Source organism: Pseudoalteromonas sp. 2CM41L (assembly GCF_023161905.1).
Lineage (GTDB): Bacteria > Pseudomonadota > Gammaproteobacteria > Enterobacterales > Alteromonadaceae > Pseudoalteromonas > Pseudoalteromonas atlantica.
Genome location: NZ_JALNTN010000030.1, coordinates 1 through 13,490 on the forward strand (window position 1 = coordinate 1; position 13,490 = coordinate 13,490).

At 41.4% G+C, this 13,490-nt stretch carries 13 protein-coding genes; 9 read left to right on the plus strand and 4 right to left on the minus strand.

Annotated features, from left to right (window positions below; translation table 11 throughout):
• Positions 1-148: 148 nt before the first annotated feature.
• Genes MTF64_RS19645 through rph form a run of 3 tightly spaced genes read right to left on the minus strand, consistent with a single transcriptional unit; the run spans position 149 to position 1,961 of the window.
• Positions 149-532 (minus strand): diacylglycerol kinase, encoded by a 384-nt coding sequence (locus MTF64_RS19645; RefSeq protein WP_004588246.1) that lies wholly within the window; start codon positions 530-532, stop codon positions 149-151.
• Positions 533-590: 58 nt separating this feature from the next.
• A complete protein-coding gene (pyrE, locus tag MTF64_RS19650; RefSeq protein WP_004588247.1) occupies positions 591-1,235 on the minus strand; it encodes an orotate phosphoribosyltransferase in 645 nt (214 codons plus the stop codon).
• A 12-nt stretch (positions 1,236-1,247) separates the two neighbouring features.
• Entirely contained in the window at positions 1,248-1,961 is a 714-nt protein-coding gene (rph, locus tag MTF64_RS19655) for a ribonuclease PH (RefSeq protein ID WP_004588248.1), read from the minus strand.
• A 163-nt stretch (positions 1,962-2,124) separates the two neighbouring features.
• On the opposite strand from rph, the gene MTF64_RS19660 reads away from it, so the two are divergent.
• From MTF64_RS19660 to MTF64_RS19685, 6 genes are all read left to right on the plus strand, one after another.
• Positions 2,125-2,985 (plus strand): YicC/YloC family endoribonuclease, encoded by an 861-nt coding sequence (locus tag MTF64_RS19660; RefSeq protein WP_024032427.1) that lies wholly within the window; start codon positions 2,125-2,127, stop codon positions 2,983-2,985.
• Positions 2,986-3,100: 115 nt separating this feature from the next.
• Positions 3,101-3,721, plus strand: a complete 621-nt coding sequence (gene gmk, locus MTF64_RS19665; protein ID WP_064384893.1) for a guanylate kinase — start codon at positions 3,101-3,103, stop codon at positions 3,719-3,721.
• 114 nt (positions 3,722-3,835) lie between these two features.
• Positions 3,836-4,111 carry a DNA-directed RNA polymerase subunit omega gene (gene rpoZ, locus MTF64_RS19670; protein ID WP_004588253.1) on the plus strand — a complete coding sequence of 92 codons (276 nt, stop codon included), beginning with the start codon at positions 3,836-3,838 and terminating at the stop codon, positions 4,109-4,111.
• Between the two features lie 127 nt (positions 4,112-4,238).
• Positions 4,239-6,344, plus strand: coding sequence for a bifunctional GTP diphosphokinase/guanosine-3',5'-bis pyrophosphate 3'-pyrophosphohydrolase (gene spoT, locus MTF64_RS19675; RefSeq protein ID WP_004588254.1), 2,106 nt, complete (start codon positions 4,239-4,241; stop codon positions 6,342-6,344).
• Positions 6,345-6,356: 12 nt separating this feature from the next.
• A complete protein-coding gene (locus MTF64_RS19680) occupies positions 6,357-6,749 on the plus strand; it encodes a RidA family protein (protein ID WP_004588255.1) in 393 nt (130 codons plus the stop codon).
• 151 nt (positions 6,750-6,900) lie between these two features.
• On the plus strand, positions 6,901-8,508 hold the full coding sequence (locus tag MTF64_RS19685) for a FapA family protein (RefSeq protein WP_054983951.1): 1,608 nt from the start codon (positions 6,901-6,903) through the stop codon (positions 8,506-8,508).
• A gap of 24 nt (positions 8,509-8,532) precedes the next feature.
• On the opposite strand, the gene asnA is transcribed toward MTF64_RS19685, so the two are convergent.
• Positions 8,533-9,528, minus strand: a complete 996-nt coding sequence (gene asnA, locus MTF64_RS19690; RefSeq protein ID WP_248452424.1) for an aspartate--ammonia ligase — start codon at positions 9,526-9,528, stop codon at positions 8,533-8,535.
• 196 nt (positions 9,529-9,724) lie between these two features.
• On the opposite strand from asnA, the gene asnC reads away from it, so the two are divergent.
• Genes asnC through recG form a run of 3 tightly spaced genes read left to right on the plus strand, consistent with a single transcriptional unit; the run spans position 9,725 to position 13,052 of the window.
• Positions 9,725-10,183 carry a transcriptional regulator AsnC gene (gene asnC / locus MTF64_RS19695; protein WP_004588258.1) on the plus strand — a complete coding sequence of 153 codons (459 nt, stop codon included), beginning with the start codon at positions 9,725-9,727 and terminating at the stop codon, positions 10,181-10,183.
• Positions 10,184-10,223: 40 nt separating this feature from the next.
• A complete protein-coding gene (trmH, locus tag MTF64_RS19700; protein ID WP_024032415.1) occupies positions 10,224-10,910 on the plus strand; it encodes a tRNA (guanosine(18)-2'-O)-methyltransferase TrmH in 687 nt (228 codons plus the stop codon).
• Between the two features lie 60 nt (positions 10,911-10,970).
• Complete coding sequence (recG, locus tag MTF64_RS19705) at positions 10,971-13,052, plus strand: ATP-dependent DNA helicase RecG (protein WP_248452426.1); 2,082 nt, start codon at positions 10,971-10,973, stop codon at positions 13,050-13,052.
• The last annotated feature ends 438 nt before the right edge of the window (positions 13,053-13,490 follow it).

Consider the following 13,490-nt stretch of genomic DNA (forward strand, 5'->3'; position numbering starts at 1 on the left):
GGAGATCCGAAAACAGATCAACCCTTTTTTGAAGAAAACTTGAAATAAATGACTGTTCGCTGAGTATTTGAGCTAAATGCGCTAAAAACACAACATAACTAGCACTTTATTAACATTTTAGGTGCATTAATTGGTTTATATAGAGGGTTTACTGAAATAACTTGATATACAAACTAGCACCCCACACGATCGTAAGGATCATTAATGAGAGTGTTACCGCTGCAGATCCCATATCTTTCGCACGCCCCGATAATACATGGCGCTCTGTACTTACGCGATCAGTGAGCGCTTCTATTGCTGAATTAAGTAATTCCACAATCAATATGATCAGTAATGTACTTACTAACAATGCCCAATGTAATACCGATGAAGCTAGCCAAAAAGAAATGGGTAGCAAAATAATGCTAAGTAGCAACTCTTGCCTAAAAGCCGCTTCTTCTATAAAGGCCGCTTTAAAACCAAGGTACGAACAATACGTTGCTTTAAATATACGCTTTATACCAAGGCCGTTAGGTTTAAATACATCTTTCATTATTAGCTCTATTTACTGTGGTCAAAATAAAGCCCCGCAATTGCGAGGCTTTTTTTAGTTAGGCAATACCGTATTGATCTCGGTATGCTTTAACTGATGCTAAATGCTCGTCCATTGTACCTTGGCTCTCAAGGTAGCTAATAAGATCAGCTAATTTTACAATAGAGATCACTTTGGTATTAAAGTCGCGCTCAACCTCTTGAATAGCTGAAAGCTCAGCTTTGCCTTTTTCTTGGCGATCAAGTGCTATTAGTACACCACTTAGGTCTGCGCCGTTATCGGCAATGATTTCCATTGATTCACGAATCGCAGTGCCTGCGGTGATCACATCATCCACCAGCATAATTTTGCCCGTTAATGCAGAACCTACTAATGTACCACCCTCACCATGTGCTTTTTTCTCTTTACGGTTAAAGCAATAAGGTACATCTTTATCATGGTGATCTGCCAGCGCTACTGCGGTAGTGGTTGCAATAGGAATACCTTTATAAGCTGGGCCAAATAAAACGTCGTATTCTATTGCGGCGTCTTCAAGGGCTGATGCATAAAAACGACCCAAACGTGCTAAATCACGTCCTGTGTTAAAAAGGCCAGCATTAAAAAAGTATGGGCTTGTACGACCTGATTTAAGGGTAAACTCGCCAAATTTTAAAACCTGCTTTTCTAAAGCAAATTCAATAAACTCTTTTTGATAATCTTTCATTGGGGTACTCGCTTATGCTAACGCTTGTTTTTGAACGTCAATAATTTCACGGATTGAATGTTTAGCCAGTGTAAGTAGCTCATCTAATTCGTCGAACGAGAATGGTTCGCCCTCTGCGGTACCTTGTACTTCAATAATTTTACCTGTTTCAGTTAAAATTACGTTCATATCGGTTTCGGCTTCAGAATCTTCAAGGTACTCTAAATCACTAATTGGTTGGCCTTTATAAATACCTACCGAAATAGCAGCAATCATGTGCTTAAGCGGGTTTGAGTTGATCATTCCTTTAGCGCGCATGTGAGTAAGTGCATCAACTAAAGCCACGCATGCACCACTGATAGATGCAGTACGCGTTCCGCCATCAGCTTGAATCACATCACAGTCAATTGTAATGGTGTTTTCGCCAAGCGCTTTTAAATCTACTGCAGCTCTTAATGCGCGAGCAATTAAGCGTTGAATTTCCATAGTACGACCGCCTTGTTTACCACGTGCTGCTTCACGTGCGTTACGCGTATGCGTTGAGCGCGGTAGCATACCGTATTCAGCGTTGATCCAACCTTTACCTTGGCCTTTCATAAAACGTGGTACACCTGCTTCAACCGTAGCAGTACAAAGTACTTTGGTATTACCAAACTCAACAAGTACTGAGCCTTCAGCGTGTAATGTGTAATTACGTGTAAATGATACCGGTCTAATTTGGTTAGGTGTTCTTTCGCTTGGACGCATTGACGATCCCCTTAATTCTGAATTTGCGACATTATAAGTGCATGTGCAGGTAGATGCCATGCTGATTGTAAAATATTCAGCGTAATAAATTTTCTCTAGAGGTTAAGCAGTGTTACGGTATAATCATCGCAATATTGTATTAATAAATTTTAGGAACTTATCCATGATCCACAGTATGACTGCTTATGCGCGTCGCGAAATTAAAGGCGATTGGGGCACTGGCACCTGGGAAATTCGTTCAGTAAACCAGCGCTACCTTGAAACGTTTATTCGCGCACCAGAGCAATTTCGTGGCATGGAGCCGGTAATTCGTGAGCGTTTACGTAAAAATTTGCAACGCGGTAAAGTTGAAGTATTTTTAAAGTTTGTTGCAAATCCAGCACACGTGGGTGAGCTATCAATTAATGAGTCACTTGCTGAGCAACTAATAAATAGTGCTAAATGGGTGCAGCAACAAAGCAGTGGCGACATTAACCCAGTTGATATACTGCGCTGGCCTGGCGTAATGGAAGCACAGGAGCTCGATTTAGATACCGTTAATAAAGCACTTATAGCGGGCTTTGACCAAGTAGTTGAAGATTTTAAATCAGCCCGTGGCGATGAAGGCGCAAATTTAGAAGAAATGATTGCCACTCGCCTTGATGCCATACTTGAGCAAGTTACTGTAGTAGAAAGTCACTTACCAGAAATAGCAAAGTGGCAGCGTGAAAAGCTTAATCAAAAGCTTGAAGACTTAAAAACCGACATTGACGAATCTCGCCTTGAACAAGAGCTTATTTACCTTGCGCAAAAGCAAGATGTTGCCGAAGAACTCGACCGCTTAAAATCGCACGTAAAAGAAACTAAAAAAATTCTTAATAAAGGTGGCGCGTGTGGCCGCCGTTTAGATTTTATGATGCAGGAGTTTAACCGCGAAGCAAACACCCTAGCCTCTAAGTCTATTAATAGCGATATTACTAATGCAGCTGTAGAGCTAAAAGTGCTTATTGAGCAGATGAGAGAGCAGATCCAGAATATTGAGTAATTGTACTTGTGTGCTACTTACTTGAGCACAATTAGTTAAATAAAGTACAATAGCGTAATTAAAGGCTTGGATTATTGATTTAGTCCAAGCCTGTTTATTTTAAGTAGAGAAAAACATGGCTCAAACTCGCGGAAATTTATTTATTTTATCGGCACCTTCTGGTGCGGGTAAATCTAGCTTAATCACGGCGTTATTAAAAAAACATGCAGATATGAAAGTATCGGTCTCGCATACCACCCGAAGCCCTCGCCCTGGTGAAGAAAATGCGGTGCATTATCACTTTGTAAGCGCCGATGAATTTAAAGCATTAATTGCCAAAGATGATTTTTTTGAATGGGCGCAAGTATTCGATAATTACTACGGTACCTCAAAGCAGGCTATTGAGTCGCAGCTGAATGCCGGTATTGATGTATTTTTAGATATTGACTGGCAAGGTGCGCAGCAAGTGCGTGAAATTATGCCTAGCGTGCAAACAATTTTTATTTTGCCTCCTTCAAAAGCAGAGCTTGAGCAGCGCTTAAATAACCGAGGCCAAGATTCTGCCGAGGTCATCGCTGGGCGTATGGCCAAAGCGCAATCAGAAACATCGCACTACAATGAATATGATTATGTTGTGGTTAACGATGATTTTGAAACCGCCCTTAGCAATATTGAAACTATCGTATTAGCGCAGCGCTTAACCTTAAAAGCCCAAGCTAGTCGTCATCACGATTTAATTACAAACTTACTTAAATAAGCCATTTATGCCCTTTACAGGGAAAACTGGTAAAAATTAACCACTGGCTATTGGCGAAACAAGCTGCTTGCAGTAAACTACGCCTTTGCTTTTAAATTATTTTGGAGTGCTGAGATGGCTCGCGTAACAGTTGAAGATGCAGTAGATGCAATTGGTAATCGTTTTGACTTAATTTTAGTTGCGGCTCGTCGTGCCCGCCAAATTGCTGTTGGTGGTAAAGACCCACTAGTAGACGCTGAAAATGACAAACCAACCGTTATCGCTCTACGTGAAATCGAAAAAGGTTTAGTTGATAGTTCATCAATGGACGTTATTGACCGTGAAGAACAACAACACCAAGAAGCAGCTGAATTAGCTGCGGTTGCTGCTATTGTTGGCGGTAATCAATAATCAACCACCCGGTTTGATTTAGTCAACGGCTCAGTATTTCTACTCTAGCCGTTGGCAATCCCCTCTTTTCATCGTATATTCTATTACTTACCGTTACTTATTGCTTCACGAGAACATTGGAGTGTGAATGTATCTTTTTGAAGGTCTTAAAAAGAAAATATCTGAATACTTGCCTGCTGCTGAAGTAGAGCTAGTGCAAAAAGCCTACGTGGTAGCCCGAGAGGCTCACGAGGGGCAAACTCGCTCAAGCGGCGAGCCGTACATTACTCACCCTGTTGAAGTAACCCAAATTCTTGCTGGCATGCACCTTGACCATGAAACACTTATGGCCGCGCTAATGCATGACGTTATTGAAGATACCGATTTTAGCCAACAGGACTTAGCCGAAATATTTGGCGATACGGTTGCCGAACTTGTTGAAGGGGTAAGTAAGCTCGATAAGCTCAGCTTTAAAGACAAAAAAGAATTCCAAGCTGAAAACTACCGAAAAATGATCATGGCTATGACCCAAGACATTCGGGTTATTTTAATTAAACTGGCCGATCGTACTCACAATATGCGTACATTAGGTGCTCTACGCCCTGATAAGCGCCGTCGTATTGCCCGTGAAACACTTGAAATTTACGCACCTATTGCAAACCGTTTAGGTATTCACGATATTAAAAATGAGCTAGAAGATTTAGGTTTTCAGGCTTTATACCCTATGCGTCATCGCGCACTTAAATCTGAAGTGGCAAAAGCGCGAGGCAATCGCAAAGAAGTTATTTCTAACATTCAAACCGAAATAGAAGCACGTCTTGAAGAGTCTGGTATTAAGGCTACGGTTTCTGGGCGCGAAAAACACCTTTATAGCATTTATAAAAAAATGCTTAATAAAGAGCTGCTTTTTAATGAGGTAATGGATATTTACGCCTTTAGAATAAACGTAGATGCAATGGATACCTGTTATCGCGTGTTAGGTGTAGCACATAACCTGTATAAACCTATCGAAACGCGTTTTAAAGATTATATAGCCGTACCTAAAACAAATGGTTATCAGTCTTTGCATACGTCATTAGTAGGCCCACACGGCATTCCGGTAGAAATACAAGTGCGTACGCATGACATGGATCACATGGCCGATAAAGGGGTTGCTGCGCACTGGATGTATAAAAAAGCCGGTGATGGCGCGGGTAACACAGCTCAACAGCGTGCACGTCAATGGATGCAAAGTTTACTGGAGCTTCAGCAAAGTGCCGGCTCATCATTCGAATTTGTCGAGAACGTTAAAACCGAGCTGTTCCCAGAAGAAATATACGTATTTACCCCCGATGGCCGCATAGTAGAGTTGCCAATGGGCGCTACCGCGGTTGATTTTGCTTACGCGGTGCATACTGATGTAGGTAACACTTGTGTAGGTGCTAGAGTAAACCGTAAACCTTACCCGCTAAGCAAAGCCTTAGATACTGGGCAAAGTGTTGAAATTATTACCAGCTCGGGTGCACACCCTAATGCAACCTGGTTAAACTTTATAGTTACAGGTAAAGCCCGTTTAGGAATAAGAAACTACCTTAAGAGCCAACACCAAGAAGAAGCACTGTTATTAGGCCGACGCTTACTCGATTCTGCCTTGGGTGAAAATAAGCTCGACAGCATTGCCGATGAAAACATAGCCCGCGTACTCGAAGAGCACGAACTATCTACAGTATTAGAATTACTGGTAGAAATAGGCGCAGGTAACTTAATGAGCGTGTTAATCGCTAAACGCTTATTGCAAGAAGAAAGCGACGACTTGTCAGATATTAGCAAACAAGCCAAAGCAACCATTATTGGTACCGAAGGCATGTTGGTTAATTATTCTAAGTGTTGCCGACCTGTACCTGGGGATGCCATCACTGCACATATTAGCCAAGGTAAAGGGCTTACCGTTCACCGCCAAGAATGTAAAAATATTCGCGGCTGGGAAAACGAACGCTCAAAATACCTGGTTGTAAAATGGGATGACAATCCAGAAAAAGAATATATAGCTGCGCTACGGGTGGAAATAATTAATCACCAAGGGGCTTTAGCTAAACTCACAAATGTTGTTGCTACAACCCAAGCTAACATTGTTGAGATCACTACCGACGAAAAAGAAAGTAATTTATATGTGATAGACTTGGGCGTTACCGTTAAAAACCGCGTCCACGTTGCTAATATTATGCGCCGCATTCGCGTGATGCCTGATGTGCAAAGAGTCTATCGTAAAAAGTAAAATAGGAAACTCATGAATAAAGCATTTATTTCTACCGAAAAAGCACCTGCTGCTATCGGCACTTATAGCCAAGCGGTTAAAGTAGGTACTGCCGTTTATTTATCTGGACAAATTCCACTTGTCCCAGAAACAATGGAAATGGTTTCAGAAGACTTTAGCGAGCAGACACATCAAGTATTTAAAAACATTACAGCGGTGTGCGAAGAAGCAGGCGGTAAAATCCAAGATCTTGTTAAAATTAATATTTACCTAACAGACTTATCAAACTTTGCCACTGTTAATGAAGTAATGAGCCAATATTTCAAGCAGCCTTATCCTGCCCGTGCAGCACTAGGTGTACGTGCTTTACCAAAAGGCGCACAAGTTGAAATTGACGGCATTATGGAACTTCCTTCAACTAATTAATAAATACAGAGCTATAAACCCCCTTTATAGCTCTATTTTTTACTGCTAGCCTTTGTTTATCGCCCTTTCTTGACTCACATGTAAATATCTAGCACTCTGTAATCATGCAATAAAATCAATCTTAACTTAAGTAGTAGAAAAGGATTAACTAGTGTTTAAGCTTGCCAATAATGGGAACGTATTACTTGATGTAAGTAAGCACGCTCCACCTAGCGCCGCTTTTATAATTGATGCACTCGAGAAGTCGACGTTTTGCGAATGCAAAATTGACCACGAGGCTATTGATAATTTTTTTAAAGCGCAAAATAATGAGCCAACCTTGGTTGTAGCAAGTAAGCACGATGCATCGCTTGTGGTAACGTTAAGTGAAGATAAAATGCAAGCCATAGGTGAGCTAACCTTAGCTTATGGTGGTAAAGTACTTTCGTTAGAAGAGGGCAAAAAACAACTCATAAAAGCAGGGGTTGTACGTGGTTACAAACAAGCTTTTTTAGAGCAGCTTTTAGATAAACAATTTAACTTACCCCCTGGTACAGTGGCAAAAGGAATTCTAGCCAAAGGCCGCCTGCCAGCCGAAGGCACAGCAACAAAATTTGTAGCTATGGTAGAAACCCTCAAAGATCGCCTAAAAGCACCAAAAATGAAGGAAGATGGCAGTGTTGATATGCGCGACTTTGGTAAACTGGCAAGCGTAGAGCCCGGCACTGTACTGATCCGCCAGCAACCTGCAACTCCCGGTAAAGAAGGATTCACTGTAGTAGGTGACATACTACCGGCTAAACCCGGTGAAAATAAAAAGTTAGTGGCAGGCGAAGGCGCCGAAATATCAAAAACAAATCCGCTCGAGCTTGTTTCTACAACTGCGGGGGTCCCCGTAGAAATACCTAACGGTATGCGAGTTGATGATATTTTTACCATCTCTGATGTAGATGTTAAAAGCGGCCATATTGATTTTGAAGGCAGTGTTATTGTGACTAAAAACATTGACCCAGGAATGCGAGTCACCGCAAAAGGCGACATTACTGTTTTTGGCACGGTTGAATCTGGCGAATTATCAGCCGGCGGAAACATTACTGTAAAGCAAGGCATTATTGGCCATCAAAAGCTCGAAGATAAAACATTGTCGTGCTCTATTAAAAGTGAAGGTGATGTTCATGTATCTCACGCACAATACTGTTATATGCAGGGCAAAAACATTTTTATAGACCGCCAAGCCAGCCATTGTGCTATTAAAGCAAAACACTTATTACAAGTTGGCCAAACAGAGTTACCCAAAGGGAAAATTTTTGGTGGAGAGATTCTTGATGCAACCGTGTTAATTGCTGGCGAAATAGGTAATGAATCAGGCGCAAAAATGGCAATCAATTTAGCCGCATCCGGCGCTGAAATAACGGCCGACACAGATAACTGCTTTAAAGACTTAGCAAAAACCGATGAGCAGCTTGATACCCTTCAAGCTGCACTTGAAAAAGCAGATAAAGTAAAAGATATAGAAAAAAAGAATCTGCTCATTAAAAAAATTGGCGCAACACAACAGCATTACTGCCAACAAGCAGAGCAGCTAGAGAAAAAGTTATCTAGCCTAGATCATGAACTCCACGACCTACTAAGCGATGCAAATCTCGTCGTTAATACATCATTACACTCAGGGGTAGAGATCCATATTTTTGATAAAGTATTAAAAACTACCCGCAACTACCCACCTTGCAATATAAACCTACAAAACAATAAAGTAGAAATAAACTTTAAAACACATTAGGGCGCATTTAGCGCCCTTTATAATTTACAGTAAGCCACTTACCGTATCGTGCGTTTGCTTTGGCCATACACCTACTTGGACTTGTCCAATATGCTGCTTTTGCAGTAATAACATTGCTAAGCGCGATTGCCCTATCCCGCCACCAATTGTTTGTGGGAAAGCCTCTTCTAATAATGCTTTATGCCAATCGAATGCTAGGCGTTCTTCATCGCCTGTTATGCTCAATTGCGCTTTTAATACATCAGGGCTTACACGAATACCCATAGATGATATTTCAAAGGCATCTTCTAACACAGGGTTCCACACTAAAATATCGCCATTTAATCCTGTGTATCCGTCAATCGTTTGGGTAGACCAATCGTCGTAATCTGGAGCGCGTACATCATGGATTTTGCCATCACCTAATGCACCACCAATACCAATTAAAAATACCGCACCGTACTCTTGTGCAATGGCTTTTTCGCGTTGCTTTGCGCTAAAGTCAGGGTACATTTTGCGTAATTGCTCACTGTGTATAAACGTTATTTCACTAGCTAAGAATGGGGCTATACCAAAGCTTTCACTTACAAACTGCTCTGTTTGCTTAATGCCAGTATAAATAGCTTTAACTGTGTCTTGTAATGTAGAGAGCGTACGTTCAGTACGTTGGCAAATTACCTTCTCCCAATCCCATTGATCAACATAAACAGAATGTATTGGGCTTAATGAGTCTTCATCTGGGCGCAACGCTTTCATTTGCGTATAAATACCTTCACCTACAGAAAAGCCATAAGTCGCTAGCGTTTTACGTTTCCATTTAGCAAGCGAATGAACAACTTCATAGCTGCTATCGGTAATTGCTTTTACGTTAACAGCAACTGCATTCTCGTGGCCGCTCAGGTTATCTTGTGTGCCATCACCTACTTTGGCCAAAATAGGAGCTTGAACTTCAACTAACCCTAGTTGCTGCTCTAATTGCTGTGAAAAAAACTGCTTAACTTTACTTATTTGCTGCTGTTGCTGCACATAGTGTGAACTCATAATAATTGGCCTCATTCCCAGTTATTGTTACTTGCTTATTAATGAAAAAACACCCTGCAGGCGCCCTTAATGAGGTTACTGTAATGATTTAAACATTTAATTCAATAACCCATAATAAAAATAGCTTTAATATGTAAAATCGATTAATTTACACGGTATAAAAATGTAGATTCACTAATTTAAGTAAGCAAAAATAATGGAAAATTATCAAATCGATAATCTCGATAAACAGATACTTCACGCTCTAATGGCCAATGCCCGTACAGCCTACGCAGAATTAGCTAAACGGTTTGCTGTAAGTGCCGGCACAATTCACGTACGCGTAGAAAAAATGAAACAAGCGGGCATCATTACCGGCACCCAATTAAGCATTAGTACAAAGCAACTTGGTTACGATGTATGTTGTTTTATCGGTATTAACTTAAACAACGCTCGCGACTACCCAGAAACACTGATTAAACTAGAAGCATTAGAAGAAGTAGTTGAAGCTTATTACACCACGGGTAACTACAGCATTTTTATAAAAGTAATGGCCAAGTCTATCGACCATCTGCAAGACGTGCTCATTAATAAAATACAAGCTATAGAGGCGATTCAATCAACCGAGACCCTAATCTCTTTGCAAAATCCAATTAGCCGCACAGTAATGCCTTAATATATAAAATTACGTATAATTATCAAAAAAGAGGATCACCATGCAGCAAAATCGCTACCAACGAATAAAAGACGTGCTCTCACGTCGCCAAACAGACTTAACGGTCTGCCTAGAAGACGTACATAAACATCATAATCTCTCAGCTATTGTAAGAAGTGCTGATGCAGTAGGTTGCCATCATGTGCATGCTGTATGGCCAGAAAACCAAAAATGGCTGACCAATAATACTTCTGGCGGCAGTAAAAACTGGCTAGAAACACACCTGCATAAAAATATTGATGATGCTGCTGCGATGATGCGAAAGCACAACCCAGATGTACAAATATTAGCAACACACTTGAGCGAAGATGCTGTAGATTTTAGAGAAATCGATTACACAAAACCCACAGCTATAATCGTTGGCCAAGAAAAAACGGGGATTTCTGAGCGCGCGCTAAAGCACGCCGATCAAAATATTATTATTCCTATGCAAGGCATGGTGCAGTCACTTAATGTATCAGTAGCTGCTGCGCTTATTTTATTTGAAGCACAACAGCAACGAGAAAAAGCAGGGCTATATAAGCGCGATATGCTAAGTGAAGAGATTAAACACCCTATGTATTTTGAAGGGTATCACCCAGTTATTGCTAAACAATGTAGATTAAAAAACCTACCTTACCCACCACTCGATGAAGAAGGTGAAATAGTCGCTAACGAGCAGTTTTGGCAAGCTTTAAAACATGCTTGATGCTTAGCAAACCTGTGAGTACACTTAACTCATTCACAAATAAACAGATTTGAGCCTACATTGTCTAAACCTAGCTTAAGCCAATACCCTATTACAGAACTTAAAGGGGTAGGTCCAAAAATGGCCGAACGCCTACAAAAGCTAGGTATAGCTACCGTGCAAGATATGCTCTTTCATTTGCCTTTACGCTATGAAGATCGTACCCGTATTTATGCTATTAACGATGTTACTTTACACAGCCACTGCACTGTTGAGGCAACAATAGAAACAAGCCAAGTGACCTTTGGTAAACGGCGTATGTTAGTGGTGCAAATAAACGATGGTACAGGTAGGCTTACTTTACGGTTTTTTAATTTTACAGCAGCGCAAAAAAACGCATTTAGCAGTGGCAAAATAATCCGTTGCTTTGGTGAAGTAAGACGCGGGCGGGTTGGTTTTGAAATGAGCCACCCAGAATACAGCATTAGCGATACTCCAAACGAGCAACCAACCGCCGCAACACTAACCCCCGTGTATTCAACCACCGAAGGCTTAAAACAATTATCAATTAGAGCGTTAAGTGAACAAGCCATCAATTTATTACATAAGTATTCTGTTGAAGAGCTTATCCCTGAAAAATGGCAACCGTCACATATGCAATTAAGTGAAGCTTTATTGCTACTTCATCGCCCTGCGAATGATGTTGACATTATTTCGCTTGAACAAGGTATGCATCCGGCACAACAACGCTTAGTATTTGAAGAGCTACTTGCCCAAAACTTAAGCTTATTAAAAGTACGCGAGCAAGGGCAGCAAGTAAGTGCAGTTTCCCTAAGTCCTACAAATACATTAGAGAGCCAATTTTTAGCGCAACTTCCTTTTGCACCGACTAATGCACAAAATAGAGTTGTAGCCGAAATAAAAGGGGATTTACAGCATGCCTACCCCATGATGCGATTAGTACAAGGTGATGTAGGCTCAGGTAAAACACTGGTTGCAGCATTAAGTGCATTAACAGCAATAGCACAAGGTTTTCAAGTTGCCCTGATGGCACCTACAGAAATCCTTTCTGAACAACACGGAATAAATTTCAAGCAATGGTTTGAAAGTCTTGGGATTAACGTTGCCTGGCTAGGCGGTAAAACTAAAGGGAAAGAGCGTACTAATACACTTGAAAAAATCGCCTCAGGGGAAGCGCAAATGATAGTGGGCACCCACGCCCTATTTCAAGACGAGGTAAAGTTTAATAACTTAGTATTGATTATCATAGATGAGCAACATCGCTTTGGTGTTCATCAACGCCTCTCACTGCGTGAGAAAGGCAAGTTTGGTAATTGTTATCCTCATCAGTTAGTCATGACCGCAACCCCCATTCCGCGTACATTGGCTATGACGGCCTATGCCGATTTAGAAACCTCAGTGATAGATGAGTTACCACCTGGGCGCACACCTATAACCACCGTTGCTATTCCTGATACACGCCGAGACGATATAATAAACCGTGTTAAGCTTGCCTGTAATGAACAAGGCAGACAGGTTTATTGGGTATGTACCCTTATTGACGAATCAGAAGCCCTACAATGCCAAGCAGCTGAAGACAGCGCATTACAATTAAAAGAGGCGTTGCCAGAGCTTAATGTAGGGCTCGTTCATGGCCGTATGAAAGCCGCTGAAAAACAAGCGATCATGAACGACTTTAAAGCAGGCAATATACACGTGCTTGTTGCAACAACTGTAATAGAAGTAGGTGTAGACGTACCTAATGCCAGTTTAATTATCATAGAAAATCCTGAGCGCTTAGGATTAGCACAATTACATCAATTACGCGGGCGCGTAGGACGAGGAGCCACCGCTTCGCATTGCGTACTGTTATATCACGCCCCTCTTTCTCACACCGCTCAAAAACGTTTAGGTGTATTAAGAGACAGTAACGATGGCTTTGTCATCGCAGAGCGAGATTTAGAAATACGTGGGCCAGGTGAAGTACTCGGCACTAAACAAACTGGCTTAGCAGAATTTAAAATAGCGGATCTTACTCGAGATAAACACACGCTAAATCAAGTCAGGCCCATTGCACAACAAATGCTAAAGCAAAACCCCGACCTTATAGACCCTTTAATTCATCGCTGGCTAGGTAATAAATCTAACTACGCACAAGCATAATTACGCTAAAGTACTCGTAAAGCTCACTGCTGAAACGCTATATTTACCATACAAAGATGTGCGGCGAGCCTTATCCTCGGGTTTCGTGATACTCAACCCACGCTACGGAGGTGGTGGAGACTGTGCGAATAATATCTGCAATGTATTTTTCACTTTTCTGCAGACGTAAAAAAGCCCAGCTCTTTCGAGTCGGGCTTTCTTGTATTTGGAGCCTGGCAATGTCGTAGTGTCCACAGCGGTAAAGAGTCACATAGCAAATGGGATATTATCATTGTGTCGGGAGTCGCTACGCTCGCCCGACCTACGTGATAAGTTTAGATGTGAGTATTAATTGCGGCATGAGTCTGACTATTTATTAAATCCCAGACAGCAAAAAACCCGTTACATCGCTGCAACGGGTTTCTCTTATTTGGAGCCTGGCAATGTCCTACTTTCACA

Bases quoted from the DNA above. Each gene is read 5' to 3' on its own strand.
- MTF64_RS19645 (WP_004588246.1), bottom strand. From the start codon at position 532: ATGAAAGATGTATTTAAACCTAACGGCCTTGGTATAAAGCGTATATTT.
- pyrE (WP_004588247.1), bottom strand. From the start codon at position 1,235: ATGAAAGATTATCAAAAAGAGTTTATTGAATTTGCTTTAGAAAAGCAG.
- rph (WP_004588248.1), bottom strand. From the start codon at position 1,961: ATGCGTCCAAGCGAAAGAACACCTAACCAAATTAGACCGGTATCATTT.
- MTF64_RS19660 (WP_024032427.1), top strand. From the start codon at position 2,125: ATGATCCACAGTATGACTGCTTATGCGCGTCGCGAAATTAAAGGCGAT.
- gmk (WP_064384893.1), top strand. From the start codon at position 3,101: ATGGCTCAAACTCGCGGAAATTTATTTATTTTATCGGCACCTTCTGGT.
- rpoZ (WP_004588253.1), top strand. From the start codon at position 3,836: ATGGCTCGCGTAACAGTTGAAGATGCAGTAGATGCAATTGGTAATCGT.
- spoT (WP_004588254.1), top strand. From the start codon at position 4,239: ATGTATCTTTTTGAAGGTCTTAAAAAGAAAATATCTGAATACTTGCCT.
- MTF64_RS19680 (WP_004588255.1), top strand. From the start codon at position 6,357: ATGAATAAAGCATTTATTTCTACCGAAAAAGCACCTGCTGCTATCGGC.
- asnA (WP_248452424.1), bottom strand. From the start codon at position 9,528: ATGAGTTCACACTATGTGCAGCAACAGCAGCAAATAAGTAAAGTTAAG.
- asnC (WP_004588258.1), top strand. From the start codon at position 9,725: ATGGAAAATTATCAAATCGATAATCTCGATAAACAGATACTTCACGCT.
- trmH (WP_024032415.1), top strand. From the start codon at position 10,224: ATGCAGCAAAATCGCTACCAACGAATAAAAGACGTGCTCTCACGTCGC.